The organism is Nocardiopsis sp. iso_238, from assembly GCF_056173325.1.
In genome coordinates, this window is sequence record NZ_CM149668.1 from 769,082 (window position 1) to 790,188 (window position 21,107).

The window sequence follows — 21,107 nt, forward strand, 5'->3', positions numbered from 1 at the left end:
GGACCCCTTCCGCGTTCCCGGAACACGCGTGTCGGGGATTTGACCCCCGACCGTGACGGGTAGGAGCCCGGTACGACAACAGGACAGTCAGGTCCGGACCGACCGTGAAGGGGCGGAACCTCCGTGTCCGACTCCCCCCAGTACCCAGGCGGATACCAGCAGCCAGAGGAACCAGAGCCGGAGGGCGGCTACGTCCGCCCCACCGAACCCGAGCGGAGGCCGCACCGCGCCGGGCCGCCGCCGGAACCGAGACCGGGGGAGCACGAACCACCGGTCGCCGCCGAACGCTTCCGGCGCACCACACGGGCCAGGAGCAAGGTCATCCCGGTGGAACGGAGCCGGTGTTTCTGGCGCCTGGCCGTCGGGACCGTCTTCTACGTCATGATCGTCGGCGGCATGGCCGACTACGTCGAGCCGGGCACGCGGATCGCCGCCCACCTGGGCTTCTGGCTCCTGATCGGGCTGGCGTTCCTGGTGACCACGGCCCGCGAGCGCCGCCACGACTGGGCGCCCCGGGCCCGGTGGCCGTGGATCGCCGCGGCACTGGGCGGAGCGGTGACGCTGGAGGTGCTGATCGTCGCCCTCGGATCGCCCGCGATCATCATCGGGTCGGTGGTGCTGCTCGCGCTGGGAGCGTTCTTCCTGATGCTCGTCGGCTGAGGACGGGGCCTACGTGGCCTCGTCGTCGAAGGGCGGACGCTTGCCGTTGAGCTGGGAGGCGGGTCTGCGTCCCGTCTCCTCCTCCTCTTCCTCCCAGAAGTGCTTCTGGATGAAGCGCTTGGGGTTGAGGTCCTGGACGTCGAAGTCCTTGTACTCCGGGCCGAGCCCCTCCTTGATGTCGGCGGAGGCGGAGTTGGCCATGGTGCGGAGCTGGCGCAGCACCCGGCCGACCTGCTGGGCGGCCTTGGGGAGCTGGTCGGGGCCGAAGATCAGGAGAGCGAGCAGAAGGAGTAGGACGAACTCTCCCCCACTGATGCCGAACATGTTCAGTCCTCGCTCTTGGTGTACCGACCGGCTTCAAGCAGGTTAACCGGTCTCGCCGGGCTTCGGTAACCGCCCACCCCCCTGGCCGCCACCGGCGCGGCGCCACGCCCCCGACCACCGCCGACGGTCCCGGAACGCGGTCCAGCCCCCCGCTCACGGAGCGGAGGGCTGGGAAGACGCACGTGTGACGGTCAGACCGCGCGAACGTCCGCCGCCTGCGGGCCCTTCGGGCCCTGGATGATGTCGAACTCGACCTTCTGGTCCTCTTCCAGGTTCCGGAAGCCGGTGCCCGCGATCGCTGAGTAGTGCACGAACACGTCGGGCTGACCACCCTCGACGGCGATGAACCCGAAACCCTTCTCAGAGTTGAACCACTTCACGGTGCCCTGAGCCATGTGCTCTCCCTTGGGGACTACGGCGGGACCGCACCCTGCTGGTCCCGGGTCGCCGGGCGCCAACCGACGAAGGGTAATCCCGAATCGACAAGCGCCCACGTGAAGTTCCGCGAGGCGCCTTGGGCATCCATGGAAACAACAACAGCAACCAGTTGCAGACAGTACCAGGGGAAGTGGTGCCCTGCCGAGGCCTTTCCGGCAGGAATCCGGGATTCCGGAGTGTCCTGTTTCGGCAACTCGAAACTGTTGCTTTCCCGCCCTTCTGCCACTAATGGAGATGTGTTCCGGGGAACGGTATTACCCGTTCCCCGGAGAGCGTCAGGAAGCGTCCCGGCCGTACACCCACACGTCGAACCAGAGTCGGTCCCGCCAGGTCTCCTCAGGTATCGGATACGCCGACAAGACGGGATACAGATACGCGAAGTGGGCGATGGTCAGCAGGACCACCACACCGAAGACCACCCCGCCCAGCGCCCGCAGGTACGGGGCGAACCGGGGACTGTCCTCGCCGGCCCCCATCACCAGCCCCAGCGCCAGCACGATCGCCAGGACCAGGAAGGGCAGGATCGGCAGCGCGTAGAACAGGAACATGGGGCGCTCGGGATAGGCGAACCACGGCAGCCACCCCGCCGCGATGGCGAGCAGCACCGCGCCCGCGCGCCAGTCCCGGAAGGTGATCCACCAGCCGAACATCACGGTCACCGCGATGATGCTGAGCCACCAGACGACCGGCGTCCCGATGGACACCACCGAGGTCACGCAGTTCCCCGTGTCGCACCCCACGGCCTGGCCGTTGTAGTGGAACAGCACCGGGGTGCGCATGATCAGCCACTCCCACGGCGCGGAGATGTAGGAGTGGTCGCTGCTCAGGTTGGAGTGGAAGTTCATCATGCGGCCGTGGTAGTCCCACAGGCTCCACATGGCCTCCATGGGGGAGCGCAGGAACCCCGGGACCCAGTCGGGGAGCAGCCCGTCCGCGAAGTCCCGGTTGTAGCCGCCCCGGGTGAGGAGCCAGCCCGACCACGAGACCAGGTAGACGACGCCCGCCACCACCACGGTCTGCACGAACGCGGGGACGGCGTCGAAGCCGAACCACCGGCCCAGCGGGCGCTGCTGCCCGACGCTGCGCCGGGCCCCGTAGTCCCACGCCACCGTGAGCAGCCCGAAGGCGGCCACGAAGAACAGCGCCGACCACTTGGTGCCGATCGCCAGACCGAAGCACAGCCCCGCCGCCAGCCGCCACCAGCGCATCCCGAGCCAGCCCACGGTGGTGACGTCGACCCCGGCCTCCGCGAGCCGCACCAGCCGCTCCCGTGTCCTGTCCCGGTCGATCACCAGGCACGCGAACCCGGCCAGGATCCACAGGGTGAGGAAGATGTCCACCATGGCGATGCGGCTGAGCGTGAAGTGCAGCCCGTCCAGCGCCATGATGAGCCCGGCCGTGCAGCCGAGCAGCACCGAGCGGGTCATCCGGGTGGCGAGCCGCACCAGGATGAGCACCGAGAGGACCCCGGCCACGGCCGAGGCCACGCGCCAGCCCTCGGGTGTCACGGCCGAGCCGAACGGCATGATCGAGTACAGCCAGTCACCGAGCGCGATCATCCACTTGCCGACGGGCGGGTGGACGATGAAGTCGCCCGCGCCGGTCCAGATGTTCGGGTCACCCTGGCTGAGCAGGTCGTCGGAGTTCTCCAACGTGTCGTGCTCGTACCCGAACTCCCAGAGGGCGTGGGCGTCCGTGGCGTAGTAGGTCTCGTCGAAGTAGATGCGGTCGGGCTGGCCGAGGTTGAAGAACCTCAGCGCGCCCGCGAAGCCCGCGACGACGAGGGCGCCCAGCCACCCGAGCCACCAGGGGCTGGGCAGGCGGGGCGAGAAACGGGAACGGAGCGTGGGCGGCTGGGCCGCGGCCGGGGGGTTCGAGGGCGGTACCTCGCTGTGAAGTGCGGTGGTGGTCATCTCGGCTCGTAGGTTGGGGTCAGAGATGGGGTCCGTTGCGGACGGGCCGCGAAACCGGGTTTCGGGTGGCGCGATAGAGCCAACCGTAGCGCGACAGGACGGGGATCACAGTGGTTGAGGACGTTGACGGGACGCGGCGAGTCGGGAGGCTCGTGCTGGCGGGCCTTCCCATCGGGAACCAGGAGGACGCACCGCCCCGACTGCTGCACGCGCTGGAGAACGCGCGCGTGATCGCGGCCGAGGACACCCGTCGGCTCAAGCAGTTCGCCTCCCGTGTGGGGCTCCGGCTGGGCGGTTCGACCGGTGCCCGGATCGTCTCCTACTACGACCAGAACGAGACCCGCCGGAGCGAGGAACTGCTCGACGACCTCCGGAACGGCGAGGAGGTCCTGGTCGTCACCGACGCCGGGATGCCCGGGGTCTCCGACCCCGGCTACCGTCTGGCCGCCGCCTGCGCGGACGAGGGGATCACGGTCACCGCCATCCCCGGTCCGTCGGCCGTGACCACCGCCCTGGTGGTGTCCGGACTGCCCACCGACCGATTCTGCTTCGAGGGCTTCCCGCCGCGCAAGGGCCTGAAGGGGTACCTGGGCGAGCTGGCCGACGAGCGCCGCACCATGGTGTTCTTCGAGAGTCCGCACCGGATCGCCGCGACCCTGGAGGCGATGGCCGGGGCCTTCGGCGCGGACCGCAGGGCGGCGGTGTGCCGCGAGCTCACCAAGACCTACGAGGAGGTGCGCCGGGGCGGCCTCGGGGAGCTGGCCGCGTGGGCCGCCGAGGGGGTGCGCGGCGAGATCTCCGTGGTCGTGGAGGGCGCCCGCCCCCGGGCCGAGCGCACCAGCGACACCGACCTGGTGGAGGCCGTGGCCGCGCTGGAGGAGGAGGGCGTGCGCCGCAAGGAGGCGATCACCCGGGTCGCCAAGGAGACCGGGGTTCCCAAGCGCCGCGTGTACGACCTGGTGCACGGGGTCGTCGAGGCCGAGTGAGAGTTTCGTCCCTGGTCGGAACCTTTTCGGACGGGGAGCGTCGAACCTGGCAGTAACCGGAGACAGGAACGAGGATCCCACCATGCGCAGCGCACTCTTCCAGCAGGCCCAGGAGACCCAGCGGCCCGGTATGCACCTCCAGAACCACAAGATGCTGAGGGTGGGCCTGAACGGCGAGTTCCTCGCCCGGCAGGGCTCCATGGTCGCCTACCAGGGCAACATCGACTTCTCCTACCAGGGCGCGGGGAGCGTGGGGAAGTTCTTCAAGAAGGCCTTCACCGGTGAGGGCATGCCGCTGATGCGGGTCTCCGGGCAGGGCGACGTCTTCCTGGCGCGGGACGCCTGGGACGTCCACCTCATCGACCTGGAGGGGGACTCCATCACGGTCAGCGGGGAGAACGTGCTGGCCTTCGAACCGAGCCTGGAGTGGGACATCCGCCGCGTCCAGGGCGCCGGGATGATGGCCGGGGGCCTGTTCAACACGGTGTTCAGCGGACACGGCCGGGTGGCGGTCGCCTGCCACGGCACGCCGGTGCTGCTCAACATCGACCAGCCCACCTTCGTCGACACCGACGCCGCCGTGGCCTGGTCCAGCACGCTGCGGACCGGCATCCGGCGCACGGTCAAGGCGGGCGCCATCGTCGGGCGCGGCAGCGGTGAGGCCTTCCAGCTCTCCCTGGAGGGCCAGGGCTTCGTGCTGGTCCAGGCCTCCGAGGGCGCCCCCGTGCCGACCCAGGGCTGACGGGACGAACCCCCGGGACGGGGAGGGGCCCCGGTCCGCGCACACCGCGCGGACCGGGGCCCCTCCTCTGCCAGTGGAGCGGATCAGACCACGGCGCCGTCGTCGGCGTCGCGGGCGGCCTTGGCGGCCACCTTCTCCTTGGCCTTGCGCTCCTTGAGCACGTGCGGGGCCGGCGTCCGGTCCCACTTCTGGAGCCAGATGGCCAGCGGCACCGCGACGAACACGGTGGAGACCACACCGGTGGTCAGACCGACCAGCATCGCGATGGAGAAGTCCTGGAGCGAGGACCCACCGAGGAAGGTGAGGAAGCTCAGGATGATCCACGCGCCGACGGTCGTGTTGACCGTACGCGGCAGGGTGTTGAGCACCGCGCGGTTGGCGATCTCCTTGAACGAGGACTTGTCGTCCCTCGCCCACTCGTCCCGGACACGGTCGAACACCACCACCGTGTCGTTGACCGTGAAGCCGATGACACTCAGGATCGCGGCGAGGAAGACACCGTCGATCGGCTTGCCCAGCCAGATGAACAGCCCGATGACCAGCACCATGTTGAAGGCCAGCGACAGCATGGTGGAGACACCGAAGGACCAGCGGAAGCGCCAGGCCAGGTAGATCATCTGAAGGGCGAGGGCCGCGCCCAGGGCGATCAGGGCCCGGTTGCGCAGCTCGTCGCCCATGCTCGGACCGATCAGCTCGTCGCTGACCAGCTCCACGCCGCCGGTCTCCTCGGAGAGGGCGTCGGCGATGGTGGCGGCCTCGGTGTCGGAGATGTCACCGGTGCGCACGGCGATGTCGCCGTCACCGGACTCCTGCACCACGGCCGTGTCCGAACCCGGGAAGTTGAGACCGGAGATGAGCGAGCGCGCCTCGTCGACCGAGAGCGTCTCGTCGCCGGTGATCTCGTACTCCATGACCCGGCCGCCGGTGAACTCCACGCCCAGGTTGGTGTCGCGGACCAGCGGGGCCGCGATCGCGGCGACCACGACCAGGGCCGCGGCGATGAGCGCGACGCGGCGGAAGTCCATCAGCTGCGGGTTCTTCTCGACCAGCCAGGTGCGGATCGGGCCGATGCGGTTGAGCCCCGTGACCGACGGGTGCTTCTTGATGACCGCGCGGCGCACGGCCCACTCGACGAACACGCGCGCGATGATCAGCGCGGAGACCATCGAGGCGATGGTGCCGATGCTCAGCGTGACGCCGAAGCCCTGCACCGTGCCGGACGCGAAGAAGAACAGCAGACCGGCGGCGAGGAGCGTGGTGACGTTGGTGTCGAGCACCGCGCTCCAGGCCTTCTGCGAGCCCTGGACGAAGGCCTTCTCCAGGTTGGGCGCGATGGCGCGGCGGCGACGTCGGGCCAGGGCGCCGCTCTCGGCCTTGGACCCCTCGGATTCGCCCGCGTCCTTCATCCCGGCGGACTTGTTCGCCTCGTACGTCCGCTGCTGTCGCTGGTACTCCTCACGCGCGCGCTCGAAGATCAGCACGTTCGCGTCGATGGCCATACCGATCGCCAGCACGAAACCGGCCAGACCCGGCAGGGTCAGTGTGGCCCCCAAGGCGACCAGCGCTCCGTAGGCGATCAGCGTGTAAAACGCCAGGGCGATCGACGCCAGGAAGCCCACCAGCCGGTAGACCACCGTGATGTAGAGGGCGGTGAAGGCGATACCGAGGAGCGCGGCGATGGCGCTGGCCTCGATGGCGGCGGCACCGAGGGTCGGGCCGACCGTCTGGCGCTGGACCTCGGTGACCGGCAGCGGAAGCGAGCCGCCCTCGATCAGCACGGCCAGCTCGTTGGCGCTCTCGCTGGTGAAGTCGTTGCCGCTGATGGTGGTCTGACCACCGGACATACCGGCGTCACAGCCGATCTCCAGGCCCACCTGCGGGGCGGAGATGATCTGGTCGTCCAGCACGATCGCCACGCGGCGGCGGGGGTCGCCGTCGTTGTAGCAGGCGGCCTGGCCGGTGAGCTCGCGCCACTGGTCGCGGCCCTCGCCGCGGAAGCTGACGTTGACGACCCACTGGGCGCGGTTGGCGCTGTCGAGACCGGCGTCGGCGGTGGAGACCCGGTCGCCCTGGATGAAGGTCTCACCCAGCTGGAGCATGTTGCCCTGCTCGTCGGGCAGGGTCAGGGCGACGTCCTCGGGGTTCTCCGCCGACGGGCCCGCCGGGGCCTGCGGCATGCCGCCCTGGCCGCCGAGCATGTCCTCCAGGCCCTCCATGCCCTCCATACCCTCGGGCAGCTCGCCGCCGCCCTCGGGAGCGCCCTCGGGGGCGCCGTCCTGGCCGTCGGAGGGGGCGCGGGCCTCGTCCGCGGGGGCGTTGGCGAAGTCGCCGCCGCCGGGTGCCTGGACGCCCTGGCCGCCCTGCTCGCCGACGCCCAGGACCTCGTGGAAGGACAGCTGGGCGGTCTGGCCGACGATCTGCGCGGCCTCCGCCGGGTCCTGCACGCCCGGGAGCTCGACGATGATCCGGTTCTCACCGGACCGGGACATGGTCGCCTCGGCCACACCGAGGCGGTCGATGCGCTGGCGCAGCACCTCGACGACCTTGTCGGTGTTCTCCGAGTTGGCCTGGGTGCCGTCGGTGCCGTCCTGGGTCTCCAGGACGATCTGCGTGCCGCCGCTGAGGTCGAGACCCAGGCGCGGAGGGATGAACCACGCCGCGCCGAACGCGACGAGGATGACGAGGAGGGAGATGAGCGCGCGTGTCCAGCGCGCCCCGGCTCCCGTTTGACTGGACAAGGGGTGAACCTCTCACTGCGGATGGTGGGTACCGGTCGCGTGCCCGGCGGCGCCGGGCGGGGGGTGCGTGAGGCCGGTCCCGGCGCCGTCGCGGCTCCGGGAGGCGGCCGACCGGGATGGTCAGACGAGGGTGTGCGCGGTGAGAGGCGGTGCCCGGGTGGGCGGCAGTTCCTCCGCGTCGACCCGTTCGGGAACGGGGTCGTGGTGCGGCAGGGGCAGCGGCCACCAGGGTTGGTCCCACACCGCCAGGCGCAGTGCGCACGCGGGGACGGCGTCGGGCAGGTCCCGGAGCACCGACCGCTGGTCGCAGACGGAGACGGGCGGCCCGAGCGAGACCGTCTCGGTCCCGCGGTACGGGTGGGCCTCCTCCGACGTCCCCGAGGGGTCGTCGTCGGGGGCCTGCGCGGCGTCGCGCTCGGGGGCGCTGTGCCCTCCGTGTGAGGGCAGGGCGACGGTGTCCCTCTCCCCGGAGAGGCCGGAGGCCACGGGGAAGGACAGGATGACCAGCAGGACCACGCTGGTGATCAGCGATCCGGTCCGCAGGGCAGGGCGGGGTAGGGCACGGGTAACCGTGGTGACCACCGCCTCAGGCCGGGTTGGAGGGTCGTGCTGGCTCGGGCCGGTGCCCCGGGGGCACGCGGCTCCATCCAGCAGAGCATACGGGTAGGCACCCTTCCGGGGGAATCACGTGGTCGCCCCTGTGGACGAGCGGCCTCCGGGGCGCCGTTTGGTGCTCGGACGCCCCGGGCCACCTTTAGTCTTGAGGCATGTCGTCGAATCGCCACATCCTGACCGCGGTCGCCTGGCCCTACACCAACGGCCCGCGCCACATCGGCCACGTCTCCGGTTTCGGGGTCCCCTCCGACGTCTTCTCGCGCTTCCAGCGAATGTCGGGGAACAGCGTGCTGATGGTCAGCGGCACCGACGAGCACGGCACCCCGATCCAGGTGCTGGCCGACCAGGAGGGCGTGAGCGCCCGGGAACTGGCCGACCGCTACAACCGGATCATCGCGGAGGACCTGGTCGCGCTCGGTCTGTCCTACGACCTGTTCACCCGCACCACGACCGGCAACCACTACTCGGTCGTCCAGAAGCTGTTCACCACGCTCTACGAGAACGGCTACGTCTTCACGCGCACCACCAAGGGCGCGATCTCCCCGTCCACCGGCCGTACGCTGCCCGACCGCTACATCGAGGGCGTCTGCCCGATCTGCGGCTTCGACGGCGCGCGCGGCGACCAGTGCGACAACTGCGGGAACCAGCTCGACCCGATCGACCTCCTCTCGCCCCGCTCGCGGATCAACGGCGAGACGCCGGAGTTCGTGGACACCGAGCACTTCATGCTCGACCTGCCCGCCTTCGCGGACGTCCTCACCGAGTGGCTCAAGGGCAAGGAGGGCGAGTGGCGCCCCAACGTCCTCAAGTTCTCCCTGAACCTGGTGGAGGACCTCCAGCCGCGCGCGGTCACCCGTGACCTCACCTGGGGCGTGCCGATCCCGCTGGACGGGTGGAGCGACAACGCCGCCAAGCGCGTCTACGTGTGGTTCGACGCGGTGATCGGCTACCTGTCCGCGTCCATCGAGTGGGCCGAGCGCATCGGTGAGCCCGAGGCCTGGCGCCGCTGGTGGCAGGGGGAGGACAACGAGTCCTTCTACTTCATGGGCAAGGACAACATCGTCTTCCACTCGGTCATCTGGCCGTCGATCCTGCTCGGCGCGAGCGGTAAGGGCGACCAGGGCGGCGAGGTCGGCCCGTTCGGTGAGCTGAACGTCCCCACCGAGGTCGTCTCCAGCGAGTTCCTCACCATGGAGGGGCAGAAGTTCTCCTCCTCGCGCCGTGTCGTGATCTACGTGCGTGACTTCCTGGAGCGCTACTCCGCCGACGCGCTGCGGTACTACATCATGGCCGCGGGCCCGGAGAACCAGGACACCGACTTCACGTGGGCCGAGTTTGTCCGCCGCAACAACGACGAGCTGGTGGCGGCCTGGGGCAACCTGGTCAACCGCTCCATCTCGATGGCGGCCAAGAACCTCGGTGAGATCCCCGCCGCCGGTGAGCTGAACGACGAGGACCGCGCGGTCCTGGCGGCCTCCCGGGAGGCCTTCGCCACCGTGGGCGCCCGTCTGGAGAGGTCGCAGTTCAAGGCCGGTCTCCAGGAGGCCATGCGCACCGTGGCCGAGGCCAACAAGTACATCTCCGACCAGGCCCCGTGGGCGCTCAAGAAGACCGACCCGGAGCGGATGGCGACCGTCCTGCACGTCTCCCTCCAGCTGGTCAGCGACGCCAACACCCTGCTCACGCCGTTCCTGCCGGAGTCGGCCAACAAGGTGTACGCGATGCTCGGGGGCACGGGCACCTGGACCGGGATGCCGCGCATCGAGTCCGGCCACGACACCATCGGCGGCTCCGAGGAGAAGGTGGACTACCCGGTGATCACCGGTGACTACGCCGACAACGCGGCCCGCTGGGAGTCCGCGCCGATCGCGGTGGGCACCCCGTTGAGCCGTCCCACCCCGCTGTTCACCAAGCTCGACCCGTCCGTGGTGGACGAGGAGCTGGCGCGCCTGGCCGGTGACGCCGAGTAGGTTCCGACCCGACGCCGAGGCGGGCGCCGGTCCACGTGGACCGGCGCCCGCCTCCTTCGTGTCCGGGCGGCGGCCTCAGCGGGGCGCCGAGTCAATGATGAACCAATCACCGGCCGATCCGAGGGCGCGGGCCGCCTAGAATCACCACGGCGCACGCAGTACACGTGATGGGGGCATGACATGGGCAGACGCAAGGGCAGTGCGGTCAGGGAGCGCAACGCGCAGACCCCGCCCCCGGCACCCGAGCCGCTGCGGGTCGCGGTGGCCGACAGCCACACCCACATGGACATGCAGACCCCCGAGGTCGAGGAGATCATCGCCGCGGCGGAGGCCGTGGGCGTGACCCCGCTCGTACAGGTGGGCGTCGACCTCCCCTCCTCCCGCTGGGCGGCCGAGACCGCCGCCAGGCACCCCGGCAGGGTGTGGGCCGCCGTGGCCCTGCACCCGAACGAGGCCCCCCGCGTGGTGCACGGCGACGGCGCCGAGGGCGTGGAGGCCGACGACACCGACTGGGCGGGGAAGGCACGACCCGCCGGGGGGACCGAGGCCCTGGAGGCCGAGCTGGCCGAGATCGACGCGCTGGCGGCGCTGCCGCAGGTGGTGGCGGTCGGAGAGACCGGGATGGACACCTTCCGCACCGGTCCCGAGGGCGCCCGCGCCCAGGAGCTGTCGTTCCGCCGCCACATCGCCATCGCCAAGAGGCACGGCAAGGCGCTCATGATCCACGACCGCGAGGCGCACGAGGACGTCCTCCGCGTCCTGGAGGAGGAGGGCGCGCCGGAGAGGGTGGTCTTCCACTGCTTCTCCGGCGACGCCGACATGGCCCGGGTGTGCGCCGAGCGGGGCTACTTCATGAGCTTCGCCGGGAACGTCACCTTCGCCAGCGCCGAGCCCCTGCGAGAGGCGGCCAAGGTCGCCCCGCCCGAGCTGGTCCTGGTGGAGACCGACGCCCCCTTCCTCACCCCCAAGCCCTACCGGGGCCGCCCCAACGCCCCCTACCTCATCCCGCTCACCCTGCGGGTGCTGGCCGAGACCAAGGGGCTCGGTGAGGAGGAGCTGGCCGGGATCGTCGCCGACAACGCCCGCCGGGCCTTCGGGTTCTGACCGGCCCGAACCGCTCCGGAGCTGGCCGAGTGACGGGCCCTTCCCCTAGGGTCGCGGCATGGTGAGACGAAGCACGGGACTCAGGGCCGGGGAGATCGACCTCGCGGAGTGGCGGTGGCTACTGGGCGCGTTGCGGGCCAGGTTCGACACCGGATCGTTCGGAGCGGGCGCGGCGTTGGTGGCCGCCGTGGCCGAGGTGGCCGAGGAGGCCGGGCATCCTCCCGACGCGGACCTGCGCGCGGGACACGTCCAGTTCGCGCTGCGTGACCGTGAGACCGGAGAGGTCACCCCACGGGAGGTCCGCCTGGCGGAGAGGATCACCGCACTCGCTTCCGAGCGCGGGCTGACCCCGCGACCCGAGCGCGTCCAGGTGCTGGAACTGGCCCTGGACACGCCGGTCTCGGACGCGGTCCGTCCCTTCTGGACCGCTCTCCTGGCAGCCGGTGAGGTGGACGGCGAGGTCGTCGATCCGGCGGGAGGCAGCCCGACCCTGTGGTTCCAGAAGACCGACTCCACCGCACCGGACCGGCAACGCTTCCATCTCGACGTCGTCGTCCCGCCCGAGACCGCCGAGGCACGGATCGCCTCGGCGGTCTCGGCGGGCGGACGCGTCGTCGACGACAGCCGGGCCCCGACGTTCGTCGTCCTGGCTGACCGGGACGGCAACCAGGCCTGCGTCTGCACGGAGCTCGGACGGGACTGACCGGGATCAGTGGCCGCGCTTCAGGCGGCCCGCCTCCCGGCCCTCGCGGGTGTTGCGCTTCCACTCCTTACGGCGCTCCGCACGCATGCGGGCGTCGCCCCTCGACCGGTTCCACTCGGCCTCGCGGCGCAGCCTGAACCAGCGTTCGAGGCGCCCGGAGTCCAGCTCCCCGTCGTCCACGGCGGCCCTGACCGCGCACCCGGGTTCCGCGCCGTGGGAGCAGTCCCGGAACCGGCACCGCTCGGCCAGCTCGTTGACGTCGGAGAAGGTGCGGTCCACACCGGTCCCGTCCCCGGGCACGTCGATGCGGCGCACCCCCGGGATGTCCAGGAACAGCGCGCCCCCGGGCATGGGGATCAGCTGACGGTGCGTGGTGGTGTGGCGGCCGCGCCGATCGTCACGGATCCCGCCGGTCTCCATGACGGTGCGCCCCGCCAGCGCGTTGAGCAGACTGGACTTCCCGGCGCCGGAGGTGCCGAGCAGGACCCAGGTGGCCCCGGGACGCAGCTTGGCGGACAACGCCGCCAGCCCCAGGCCGGTGTGCGCGCTGACGGTGTGCACCTCGGCGCCGGTGGTGACCGACTCGACCAGTTCGACCACCTCGGGAAGGCGGTCACCGGCGAGTTCGGCCTTGGTGACGGCCACGACCGGCGTGGCGCCGCTGGTCCAGGCCAGGCTGAGGAACCGCTCCAGACGCCCCACGTTGGGGCCCTGGTCGGCCGCCTCGCAGATCAGGACGGCGTCGACGTTGGCGGCCAGGGCCTGGTCGTGGGAGTCCTTGGCCACGCCCTGGCGGACGAGGGTTCCGGAGCGCTCCAGGACCGCCTCCACCAGCCACGTGTCGCCGGACCTGCGGACGGCCACCCAGTCGCCGCTGGTCGGAGCGGTGAAGGGGTCGGCCTCCGCCGCCCTGCGCACCGCGGGTGACAGGGCGGCGGTCTCGTGCCCCGGAAGGCGGACGCCGACGGCGCCCCGGCGGGCCTCGGAGACCCGTGCGGGGAGCAGGACCTCCGGTCGGCCGTGGGCGACGGCGTCGAAGGCCGCCTCGACGCGGGGGTTCCAGCCCAGGACCGAGAGCGGGTGGGCGGGGTGTTCTTCGGATGTGGTGTTCGTGCTGTGGTGACTCACAGTGCTCTCTCTGAGGAGCGCGAGCCGCCGCTGGACGCGACCTAGGGCTCGCTGACGATCGAGGTTCGGATACCGGGGCCAGGCATGAGGCGGGCCATGGCGTGCTCCTCTCGTCAGCGGCCGGCGCGGACCGCACGGCACGCACCGACCCTAGGACAGGGCCTCGGCGCGGTGCCAGTGGTTTTCCCGCGGGCGCTCAGCGGCGCCGGGTCCACACGTCGTCCCCGGGCCGGGGAACCGCGGGGACGCCGTGCCGGGGGGTGTAGGCCTCCTCGGCGTCCCCGTGCTCCGCCGCCCGGGGCGAGGGACGGTTCCCGCGCTCGTACTCCTCGTCGTCACCGAGCAGGAGGAAGAGGCTGCAGATCAGCAGGAGGACCAACAGGCCGGTGATCACCGGCAGCAGCAGGTCCCACGCCTTGGCGCCGTCGGGGGCGGAGACGGGGGTGAAGTCGGCCGGGACGACGTGTGTCCCGGCTATGCTCGTGTAGTGCGTGGCGGTGACCGCGCCCGCCATGACCAGGGAGGCGAGGACGGTCGCGATCGGCCCGGACCGCTGGACGGCGCACCACAGGGCGACGGTGGCGGCGACCACGGCGATCACGGCGGACAAGGCCACGGTGAACGGGTCGTGGTGCAGGGTGCCGTGGAGGTTCATGGCGGCCACGCCGACGTGGTGCATGGCGACGATCCCGGAGCCGAGCAGGAGTCCGCTGGCCAGGACGCGGACGGCGGTGGCCGCTCGGAGCACCAGTTGGAGGGCGAGGACCGAGACCACGACGGGGATCACGCCGCTGACGGCGGTCAGGAGGCCGTCGTAGCGCAGCGGCGTGCCGGGGATGGTGAAGCCGAGCATGGCGACGAAGTGCATCGCCCAGACGGCCATACCGCCGAGGGAGACCGCGGCCAGCGCCTGCCACTGCCATCGGAAGAAGCCGGTCGTACGGCGGGCCCTGGCGGCGAAGGAGAGGCCCAGGAAGGCGCCGACGGCCGAGATGGCGTAGGCGATCGAGGGCGTCATCCAGCCTTGGGGGAGGAGATCGGACACGGTCCCTGTTCTCTGCTTTCCATGACGTGGGTCACAGTCGTGACCCCTGTTCATGGAGCGTAGGGACCCCCGTCACCGATGGCCAGGGTTCCACCGCCGATCCGCTGGCCTGATGTGGCCAGTGGGGCCGCCGGGGCCGCCGGGGTGGCTCAGTCCCGGTGCGACCGCAACCCCTCGAAGGCGATGTGGCACAGGGAGTCAGCGATCTCCTCGCAGGACATGCCGCGGTCCGGCTTGTACCACTCGACGACCGAGTTGACCATGCCGAAGAGCAGGCGGGAGGCGACCGCCGGGTCGACGTCGCTGCGGATGTCCCCGTCGACCACGCCCTCGCGGACCAGGTCCGCGATGAGGTGGTCGAACCTGCGGCGCCGTTCCAGGGCGTGCTTCTCCACCTCGGTGTTGCCGCGCACCCGCAGCAGGAGGGTGACGTGGGGCAGCTCCTCGACGAGCACCCGGACGCTGCCGCGCAGCACGTGTTCGAGCCGAGCGATGGCCGGTCCGGTGGTCGCGCCCTCCTCGCGGGTGACCTCGAACAGCGCGTCCATGGCCAGGTCCAGGGACTGGCGCAGGAGTTCGGTCTTGCCCGTGACGTGGTGGTAGATCGCGGACTTGGTCACGCCGAGGGCGCGGGCCAGGTCCTCCATGCTCGTTCCGTCGTAGCCGCGTTCGTTGAACACGCGAGCGGCCACGCGGAGCACGGAGTCGGCGTCGTGCCCCGGACGTCCGGAGCGGCGCCTGCCGGTCTGTCTCGGGGTGGCTGGTTCGGGTGCGGAAGATCGGGACACGGTTGTCGAATCTACCTCCTGACGGGGGCGGACGTGCGCGGGGCCGCCTGGTCGGGCCGGGTCGCCCACCTTGGGAACCTGTTTACTGAACGAACGGTCGGTAGGCAACCCTGGTTCCCGGCCGTACGGCTCATGCCCGGAGGCGCGTCTGATTCCCGGATGGCTGAATGTGGCCAACTGTCGTTAGGGACCCGTTAATCCCCTTGTAGGGGCTCGCACACCAGGAGTAGCTTTTACCCGCTTTGCTGGCAAAAGTCATTTTGTTCGTGAAACGGAAAAAGAGCCCCAAATGGCCATAACCCGTCGCGGTGCCTTCAAGGCGTCGCTGCTCGGTGGTGTCGGTGCCGCCGTCGCCACCACGATCCCCGCCTCCCTGGCCTGGGCCGACACGGCCCCCGCCGCACCCGTCGCCCAGACCGCGCAGGAGGCCCTGCGCCTCCTCAAGGAGGGCAACCAGCGCTGGTCGCAGTACCTGTCCAGACACCCGAACGAGGGCAGACCCCGCCGTGAGCAGCTGGTCAACGGCCAGGCCCCCTTCGCGACCATCCTCGGCTGCGCCGACTCCCGGGTCCCCCCGGAGCTCGTCTTCGACCAGGGGCTGGGCGACCTCTTCACCATCCGCTCGGCGGGCCAGGTCCTCGACGGCTCGGTGCTCGGCAGCCTCACCTACGCCGTGGAGCACCTGCACACGCCGCTCATCGTCGTGATGGGCCACCAGACCTGCGGCGCCGTCGACGCCGCGGTCCAGGCCCACCGCACCGGCCAGCTCCCGCACGGCCACATCGGCGGACTGGTCGCGGAGATCCTGGGTGTCGTGGAGTCCACCCCCGACGACGGCGTGGACTTCCTCGACGCCTGCGTCCGGGCCAACGCCGAGCACATCGCGCAGCGCCTGCGCGACGACAGTGAGCTGGGCAGGTTCGTCACCGAGGGCAAGCTGGAGATCGTCTCCGCGCGCTACGACCTCGAGGACTCCAAGGTCGCCTGGCTCTGACCCCACTGGCCAGTCCGCCGAGTATGGGGGAGAATGCCGGTGACCTTCCCCCGGCAGCGCAGGGAGACCCGGTATGTTCCGGATCGCGATCAGTCGGCTCACCGACGGGGGCCGACGCATCACCCCCGAACACCGGGGGACCGCCCTGTCCGTGGACGAGGCGGTCCGCGCCCTCCGGGAGCACCTGCCCTCGGTGGACACCAGTGCCTTCGGCAGCGACGCGGTGCAGCGTTCGGTCAACCGGACCAACGACTTCCGCCATGACGTGGTCACCGCGGACGGCGGACGGTACCGGGTGGTCATCGCACCGATGATGTGAGTCCGGTGCCACGGGTCACCCCGTGGCACCGGACGCCCCTCCTCCCGGGAGCGGTCAGTCCGACCCGAAGGCGGAGTCGAAGGAGGCCTCGGGCGCGTCGAAGGCGTTGGCCCGCACGAACCGCACCGCCTCGGCGGCCCCGGCCAGCCGGTCCATCCCCGCGTCCTCCCACTCCACGGAGATCGGCCCCTCGTACCCGATCGAGTTCAGCACGCGGAAGCACGCCTCCCACGGCACGTCACCGCGACCGGTGGACACGAAGTCCCATCCCCGGCGCGGGTCGCCCCACGGCAGGTGGGAGCCGAGGCGCCCGTTGCGGCCGTTGCCCACCCGCTTGCGGGCGTCCTTGCAGTCCACGTGGTAGATCCGCTCTCGGAAGTCCCACAGGAAGCCGACCGGGTCGATGTCCTGCCACACCATGTGGCTGGGGTCCCAGTTCAGCCCGAAGGCCTCCCGGTGCCCCACGGCCTCCAGCGCCGCCTGGGTCGACCAGTAGTCGTAGGCGATCTCCGACGGGTGCACCTCGTGCGCGAACCGCACGCCCACCTCGTCGAACACGTCCAGGATCGGGTTCCAGCGGTCGGCGAAGTCCCGGTAGCCCGCCTCGATCACGTCCGCGCCGACCGGCGGGAACATCGCCACGTACTTCCAGATCGCGGACCCCGTGAAGCCCACCACCGTGGACACGCCCAGCCTCGCGGCGGCCCGGGCGGTCAGCTTCATCTCCTCGGCCGCGCGCTGGCGGACCCCCTCGGGTTCGCCGTCGCCCCAGACCCGGGAGGGCAGGACGTCACGGTGACGGTGGTCGATCGGGTCGTCGCACACCGCCTGGCCGAGGAGGTGGTTCGAGATCGCCCACACGCCGAGGCCGTGGCGTTCGAGGACCTCCCGTCGCTCCCGGACGTAGGCGTCGTCCACGGCGGCGCGGGTCACGTCCAGGTGGTCGCCCCAGCAGGCGATCTCCAGGCCGTCGTAGCCCCAGGAGGAGGCGAGCGCGCACACCTCCTCGAAGGGCAGGTCGGCCCACTGGCCGGTGAAGAGGGTGACCGGTCGGGTCATCGGGCTGCCTCCAGAGTGTCGGGGGGTGGGGCCGGGCCGGACGGCCGCGGCCCCGGTTCGCCGGTCGGTTCAGCGCGGGGTCGGCCCCGCCGGTGCCGGCACACCGACGAGGCCGAGCATGAGGTCGCGCACCTCGGTGGCGGCGACGCGGTCACGGGAGAGCGAGGGGTCGGTGCACAGCACGAGGGGCCCGTCCAGGGGATCGTCGTGCGGGCGTCCGTGGGTGCCCCGGACACAGCCCGGGTCCAGGGGGACGACGTTCATCGCGTAGCGCAGGCCCGCCTTCTTGCGGACCAGGTTGGCCGCCGCCCTGGCCTTGACCAGGGGATCGGCGGGGTCCAGGAAGAGCTCGGCCGGGTCGAAGCCGGGCTTGCGGTGGATGTCCACGCCGCGCGCGAAGTCGGGGGCTGACCCGTCACGCAGCCAGTAGTAGTAGGTGAACCAGGCCCCGGGTTCGGCGAACAGGACCAGTTCCCCCGAGCGCTCGTGATCGAGCCCGTACCCGGCCTGGGCCTCGCGGTCCAGCACGAGGTCGACCCCGTCCAGCTCCCGCAGCAGTTCCGCGACCTTCGGCTGGTCGGCGGGGTCGCGGACGTACACGTGCGCGCACTGGTGGTCGGAGACCGCGAAGGCCCGCGAGGCCCACGGGTCCAGGTACTCCATGCCCTCCTGCGTGTACACCTCCAGCAGCCCCTCCCGCCTCAGCAGCCGGTTGACGTGCACGGGCCGGTCGGCGGGGGTGATCCCGTACTCGCTGAGCACCAGGACGGCCGCCCCGGCGGCCTCGGCGTCGTCCAGCAGCGGGGCGAGCGCGGCGTCGAGGTCGCGGACCGCCCGCCGGGCCTCCTCGGAGTCCGGGCCGAAGCGCTGGAGGTCGTAGTCAAGGTGGGGGACGTAGCAGAGGGTGAGGTCGGCCCGGGGCAACAGCCTGCGGGTGGCGGCCACGATCCACTCGGTTGAGCGGATCGAGGCGGTCGGCCCCCAGTAGTTGAAGAGCGGGAAGGGGCCCAGCTCCGAGGTGAGTTCGTCGTGCAGTCCGACCGGCCGGGTGTAGCAGTCCGGGGACTTACGGCCGTCCGCGTGGTAGACCGGCCGGGGCGTGACGGTCCAGTCAGTGGTGGCGCCCATGGCGTACCACCAGCAGACGTTGGCGGTCCGGAAGTCCGGCCGGTGGCGGCGGGCGGTCTCCCACACCTTCTCTCCCTGGACCAGCCGGTTGTGCTGGCGCCACAGGTACACCTCGCCCAGGTCCCGGAAGTACCAGCCGTTGGCGACGGCGCCGTGCTCGGCGGGGGCGGTCCCGGTCAGGAACGTGGACTGCACGGTGCAGGTGACGGCGGGCAGGACGGTGTCCAGCGGGGCCCGCCACCCGCGATCGGCCAGGGAGCTCAGGCGGGGGGCGTGTTCGAGCAGGCGGGGGGTGAGCCCGACCGCGTTGACGACGAGGAGGCGGCTGGTCATGGAGCGGTCCTTCCTGGGTGGGCCGTGGCGTGCGGTGGTCGGCCGTCAGAGCGGGGTGAGCCCGAGCGCGGTGAGCCGGTCGCGGGCCCAGGCCAGTTCGGCGGCGATCCCGGCGATCAGTCCCTCCTCGCCGTCGGGCCGCCGGTCCTCGGGGAGCACCGTCCAGGTGTAGGTCTCCACCTCCACGTGGTCGGTGCGGGCGCCGTCGGGGCCCAGGAGGAGGGAGAGGGTCCGGTCGAGGTGGTCGGTGGTGCCGCGCAGGGGAGCGGCGGCGGGGGAGTGCAGGGGCGCGTGGAAGTGGGTGCGCCAGGGGCCGCCTCCGCCGAGGGGACGGGGCCCGGCGAGGGCCTCGGGCAGGTCGTCCCGGGCCCGGAGACGGCCGTCGGCCAGTTCGCGGGTCTGGTGCAGGAACCGGTCCTCGGTGAAGGCGGCCAGGGCGGCGCGGGTCGCGGGGTCGGCCGGGTCGGGTGCCTCCACGGCGGCCGAGGCCTGGGTCTTGACCACCGGCAGCCCGGCGGTCGTGAGGCGGTCCAGCGCGGCGCCGGGTTCCTCGAACCCCACCGCCAGATGGCAGGTGTCCAGGCACACGCCCACGTGGGGGGGCGGGTCCGCGAGCAGGCGGGCGGCGTCCCCGGTGGTCTCCACGGCGCAGCCGGGCTCGGGCTCCAGTCCGACCCGCACCGGGCGCCCGGCGTCGGCCAGCCCGTCCAGCACGGCGGAGAACTCGGTGAGGTGGGCCCGGGCGGCGGCCAGGCGGTCGGCGTCCCAGGGCTCCCGCCAGGCCAGGGGCAGGGTGGAGACGCTGCCCCGCGCGGCGTCGTCGGGCATGAGCCGGGCGAGCACCCGCGCGCAGTCCACCGTGTAGTCGAGACGGGCGCGCTCGGTCCAGTCCGGGGAGTACACGGCGTGCTTGACCACCGGCGCGTGGAACCCGGTGTAGGGGAAGGCGTTGAGGGTGACGGTCTCCAGACCGGCCGCCGCCAGCCCCGCGCGCAGGCTGTCGGTCAGCGCGGGGGAGGCGGCCAGTTCGCGGGCGAGGGGCGCGGGCAGCCACAGGCCCAGGCCGAGCCGGTCGGTGCCCAGGGCAGCGCGGACCCCGCCGCCGAACACCCGGATCTGGCGCAGGACTCCGTCCAGGTCCTCGGCCGGGTGGACGTTGGTGCAGTACGCGAGGTGGACGACGGTGCCGTCGGGGTGCCGGAACCTCATGCGGCGCCCCCTCGCGGGTCCTCCGTCGCGCCTTCCGGCGGACCCGCCTCCGGGCGTTCGCCGCGCAGGATCGAGTTGCCCGAGAAGGTGGCTCCGGCCGCCGGTCCCGCGCCGTCCTCCAGCAGCAGGCGGCCGCTGCGCCCGTAGAACTCCACGGGGTTGCGCCACAGCACGCGGTCCACGTCGTCCTCGGTGAACCCGGCCTCCAGCATCCGCTGTCCCGTGTACAGGGTGGTCAGGGGGTCGCTGTGCCCCCAGTCGGCCGCCGAGTTCACCACCATGCGGTCCAGGCCCCACTCGGACAGCACCCGCACCATCCGCTCCGGGGACATCTTGGTGTCCGGGTAGATGGAGAAGCCCAGTACGCACCCGGAGTCGCGCACCATCTCCACGGTGGTCTCGTTGAGGTGGTCCACCAGGACCATCTCCGGGGCGATCCCCGACTCCTCGACCAGCCGCAGGGTGTGCCGGGTGCCCTCGACCTTGTCCCGGTGCGGGGTGTGTACCAGAACCGGCAGACCGAACTCCCGGGCCAGGTCCAGCTGGTGCCGGAAGGCCTTCTCCTCCTCGGAGGTGCGCGAGTCGAACCCCACCTCGCCCACGGCCACCACCCCGTCCTTGGCCAGGTAGCGGGGGAGGAGGTCGAGCACCCCGGCCAGGCGGGGGTCGTTGGCCTCCTTGGGGTTGAGCGCGATGGTGCAGTGGTGGCGGATACCGAACTGGGCGGCCCGGAAGCGCTCCCATCCGACCAGGCCGTCGAAGTAGTCACGGAAGGAGCCCACGCTGGTGCGCGGCTGCCCCAGCCAGAACGCGGGCTCCACCAGGGCGCGCACCCCGGCGTCGTACATCGCCCGGTAGTCGGCGGTGGTCCGCGAGGTCATGTGGATGTGCGGGTCGAAGATACGCATGGT

20 protein-coding genes are annotated in these 21,107 nt (G+C 71.4%); 8 read left to right on the forward strand and 12 right to left on the reverse strand.

Features of this window, described 5'->3' with window-relative positions; genetic code table 11:
- Positions 1-123: 123 nt before the first annotated feature.
- The gene (locus AC0VYL_RS03500; protein ID WP_475482309.1) at positions 124-660 is read left to right on the forward strand and encodes a hypothetical protein; all 537 of its coding nucleotides are present in this window, start codon (positions 124-126) and stop codon (positions 658-660) included.
- Between the two features lie 9 nt (positions 661-669).
- On the opposite strand, the gene AC0VYL_RS03505 is transcribed toward AC0VYL_RS03500, so the two are convergent.
- The 3 genes from AC0VYL_RS03505 to AC0VYL_RS03515 form a co-directional block, all read right to left on the reverse strand.
- The gene (locus AC0VYL_RS03505) at positions 670-984 is read right to left on the reverse strand and encodes a sec-independent translocase (protein WP_475459115.1); all 315 of its coding nucleotides are present in this window, start codon (positions 982-984) and stop codon (positions 670-672) included.
- 191 nt (positions 985-1,175) lie between these two features.
- Positions 1,176-1,379 (reverse strand): cold-shock protein, encoded by a 204-nt coding sequence (locus AC0VYL_RS03510; RefSeq protein WP_017543917.1) that lies wholly within the window; start codon positions 1,377-1,379, stop codon positions 1,176-1,178.
- 318 nt (positions 1,380-1,697) lie between these two features.
- Positions 1,698-3,335 carry a dolichyl-phosphate-mannose--protein mannosyltransferase gene (locus tag AC0VYL_RS03515; protein ID WP_475482310.1) on the reverse strand — a complete coding sequence of 546 codons (1,638 nt, stop codon included), beginning with the start codon at positions 3,333-3,335 and terminating at the stop codon, positions 1,698-1,700.
- Between the two features lie 110 nt (positions 3,336-3,445).
- On the opposite strand from AC0VYL_RS03515, the gene rsmI reads away from it, so the two are divergent.
- A complete protein-coding gene (gene rsmI, locus AC0VYL_RS03520) occupies positions 3,446-4,321 on the forward strand; it encodes a 16S rRNA (cytidine(1402)-2'-O)-methyltransferase (protein WP_475459120.1) in 876 nt (291 codons plus the stop codon).
- 82 nt (positions 4,322-4,403) lie between these two features.
- Complete coding sequence (locus tag AC0VYL_RS03525; protein ID WP_475459122.1) at positions 4,404-5,063, forward strand: AIM24 family protein; 660 nt, start codon at positions 4,404-4,406, stop codon at positions 5,061-5,063.
- Positions 5,064-5,146: 83 nt separating this feature from the next.
- Here AC0VYL_RS03525 and secD read toward each other — a convergent pair whose 3' ends face one another.
- The gene (gene secD / locus AC0VYL_RS03530) at positions 5,147-7,801 is read right to left on the reverse strand and encodes a protein translocase subunit SecD (RefSeq protein WP_475482311.1); all 2,655 of its coding nucleotides are present in this window, start codon (positions 7,799-7,801) and stop codon (positions 5,147-5,149) included.
- A 120-nt stretch (positions 7,802-7,921) separates the two neighbouring features.
- Positions 7,922-8,383: a hypothetical protein gene (locus tag AC0VYL_RS03535; RefSeq protein ID WP_475459125.1), complete on the reverse strand. Its 462-nt coding sequence runs from the start codon at positions 8,381-8,383 to the stop codon at positions 7,922-7,924.
- A gap of 185 nt (positions 8,384-8,568) precedes the next feature.
- Between AC0VYL_RS03535 and metG the strand changes: the two genes are divergently transcribed.
- The 3 genes from metG to AC0VYL_RS03550 all read left to right on the forward strand — a co-directional run bounded on the left by metG (position 8,569) and on the right by AC0VYL_RS03550 (position 12,193).
- Complete coding sequence (gene metG / locus AC0VYL_RS03540) at positions 8,569-10,386, forward strand: methionine--tRNA ligase (protein WP_475459127.1); 1,818 nt, start codon at positions 8,569-8,571, stop codon at positions 10,384-10,386.
- A gap of 180 nt (positions 10,387-10,566) precedes the next feature.
- Positions 10,567-11,490 (forward strand): TatD family hydrolase, encoded by a 924-nt coding sequence (locus tag AC0VYL_RS03545; RefSeq protein WP_475459135.1) that lies wholly within the window; start codon positions 10,567-10,569, stop codon positions 11,488-11,490.
- 58 nt (positions 11,491-11,548) lie between these two features.
- A complete protein-coding gene (locus AC0VYL_RS03550) occupies positions 11,549-12,193 on the forward strand; it encodes a VOC family protein (protein WP_475482312.1) in 645 nt (214 codons plus the stop codon).
- A 6-nt stretch (positions 12,194-12,199) separates the two neighbouring features.
- On the opposite strand, the gene rsgA is transcribed toward AC0VYL_RS03550, so the two are convergent.
- From rsgA to AC0VYL_RS03565, 3 genes are all read right to left on the reverse strand, one after another.
- On the reverse strand, positions 12,200-13,321 hold the full coding sequence (gene rsgA, locus AC0VYL_RS03555; RefSeq protein WP_475482313.1) for a ribosome small subunit-dependent GTPase A: 1,122 nt from the start codon (positions 13,319-13,321) through the stop codon (positions 12,200-12,202).
- Positions 13,322-13,517: 196 nt separating this feature from the next.
- Positions 13,518-14,366, reverse strand: coding sequence for an MHYT domain-containing protein (locus AC0VYL_RS03560; RefSeq protein ID WP_475482314.1), 849 nt, complete (start codon positions 14,364-14,366; stop codon positions 13,518-13,520).
- Positions 14,367-14,515: 149 nt separating this feature from the next.
- Positions 14,516-15,154 carry a TetR/AcrR family transcriptional regulator gene (locus AC0VYL_RS03565; RefSeq protein WP_475459142.1) on the reverse strand — a complete coding sequence of 213 codons (639 nt, stop codon included), beginning with the start codon at positions 15,152-15,154 and terminating at the stop codon, positions 14,516-14,518.
- 289 nt (positions 15,155-15,443) lie between these two features.
- On the opposite strand from AC0VYL_RS03565, the gene AC0VYL_RS03570 reads away from it, so the two are divergent.
- Both AC0VYL_RS03570 and AC0VYL_RS03575 read left to right on the forward strand, forming a co-directional pair.
- Positions 15,444-16,148, forward strand: coding sequence for a carbonic anhydrase (locus AC0VYL_RS03570; RefSeq protein ID WP_475459144.1), 705 nt, complete (start codon positions 15,444-15,446; stop codon positions 16,146-16,148).
- Between the two features lie 73 nt (positions 16,149-16,221).
- Positions 16,222-16,467, forward strand: a complete 246-nt coding sequence (locus tag AC0VYL_RS03575; protein ID WP_475459146.1) for a hypothetical protein — start codon at positions 16,222-16,224, stop codon at positions 16,465-16,467.
- Positions 16,468-16,521: 54 nt separating this feature from the next.
- Here AC0VYL_RS03575 and AC0VYL_RS03580 read toward each other — a convergent pair whose 3' ends face one another.
- From AC0VYL_RS03580 to AC0VYL_RS03595, 4 genes are all read right to left on the reverse strand, one after another.
- Entirely contained in the window at positions 16,522-17,526 is a 1,005-nt protein-coding gene (locus tag AC0VYL_RS03580; RefSeq protein ID WP_475459148.1) for a sugar phosphate isomerase/epimerase family protein, read from the reverse strand.
- 69 nt (positions 17,527-17,595) lie between these two features.
- A complete protein-coding gene (locus AC0VYL_RS03585) occupies positions 17,596-18,987 on the reverse strand; it encodes an alkaline phosphatase family protein (protein ID WP_475459150.1) in 1,392 nt (463 codons plus the stop codon).
- 45 nt (positions 18,988-19,032) lie between these two features.
- Positions 19,033-20,196, reverse strand: a complete 1,164-nt coding sequence (gene eboE, locus AC0VYL_RS03590; RefSeq protein WP_475482315.1) for a metabolite traffic protein EboE — start codon at positions 20,194-20,196, stop codon at positions 19,033-19,035.
- Positions 20,193-21,104 (reverse strand): TatD family hydrolase, encoded by a 912-nt coding sequence (locus tag AC0VYL_RS03595; protein ID WP_475482316.1) that lies wholly within the window; start codon positions 21,102-21,104, stop codon positions 20,193-20,195. The genes eboE and AC0VYL_RS03595 overlap by 4 nt, the downstream gene beginning before the upstream one ends.
- Positions 21,105-21,107 lie beyond the last annotated feature (3 nt).

What these genes read in the sequence shown, in the direction of transcription:
- AC0VYL_RS03505 (WP_475459115.1), bottom strand. Translation starts at nt 984, where the DNA reads ATGTTCGGCATCAGTGGGGGAGAGTTCGTCCTACTCCTTCTGCTCGCT.
- AC0VYL_RS03510 (WP_017543917.1), bottom strand. Translation starts at nt 1,379, where the DNA reads ATGGCTCAGGGCACCGTGAAGTGGTTCAACTCTGAGAAGGGTTTCGGG.
- AC0VYL_RS03515 (WP_475482310.1), bottom strand. Translation starts at nt 3,335, where the DNA reads ATGACCACCACCGCACTTCACAGCGAGGTACCGCCCTCGAACCCCCCG.
- AC0VYL_RS03525 (WP_475459122.1), top strand. Translation starts at nt 4,404, where the DNA reads ATGCGCAGCGCACTCTTCCAGCAGGCCCAGGAGACCCAGCGGCCCGGT.
- metG (WP_475459127.1), top strand. Translation starts at nt 8,569, where the DNA reads ATGTCGTCGAATCGCCACATCCTGACCGCGGTCGCCTGGCCCTACACC.
- AC0VYL_RS03545 (WP_475459135.1), top strand. Translation starts at nt 10,567, where the DNA reads ATGGGCAGACGCAAGGGCAGTGCGGTCAGGGAGCGCAACGCGCAGACC.
- AC0VYL_RS03550 (WP_475482312.1), top strand. Translation starts at nt 11,549, where the DNA reads ATGGTGAGACGAAGCACGGGACTCAGGGCCGGGGAGATCGACCTCGCG.
- AC0VYL_RS03570 (WP_475459144.1), top strand. Translation starts at nt 15,444, where the DNA reads ATGGCCATAACCCGTCGCGGTGCCTTCAAGGCGTCGCTGCTCGGTGGT.
- AC0VYL_RS03575 (WP_475459146.1), top strand. Translation starts at nt 16,222, where the DNA reads ATGTTCCGGATCGCGATCAGTCGGCTCACCGACGGGGGCCGACGCATC.
- AC0VYL_RS03580 (WP_475459148.1), bottom strand. Translation starts at nt 17,526, where the DNA reads ATGACCCGACCGGTCACCCTCTTCACCGGCCAGTGGGCCGACCTGCCC.
- AC0VYL_RS03585 (WP_475459150.1), bottom strand. Translation starts at nt 18,987, where the DNA reads ATGACCAGCCGCCTCCTCGTCGTCAACGCGGTCGGGCTCACCCCCCGC.
- eboE (WP_475482315.1), bottom strand. Translation starts at nt 20,196, where the DNA reads ATGAGGTTCCGGCACCCCGACGGCACCGTCGTCCACCTCGCGTACTGC.
- AC0VYL_RS03595 (WP_475482316.1), bottom strand. Translation starts at nt 21,104, where the DNA reads ATGCGTATCTTCGACCCGCACATCCACATGACCTCGCGGACCACCGCC.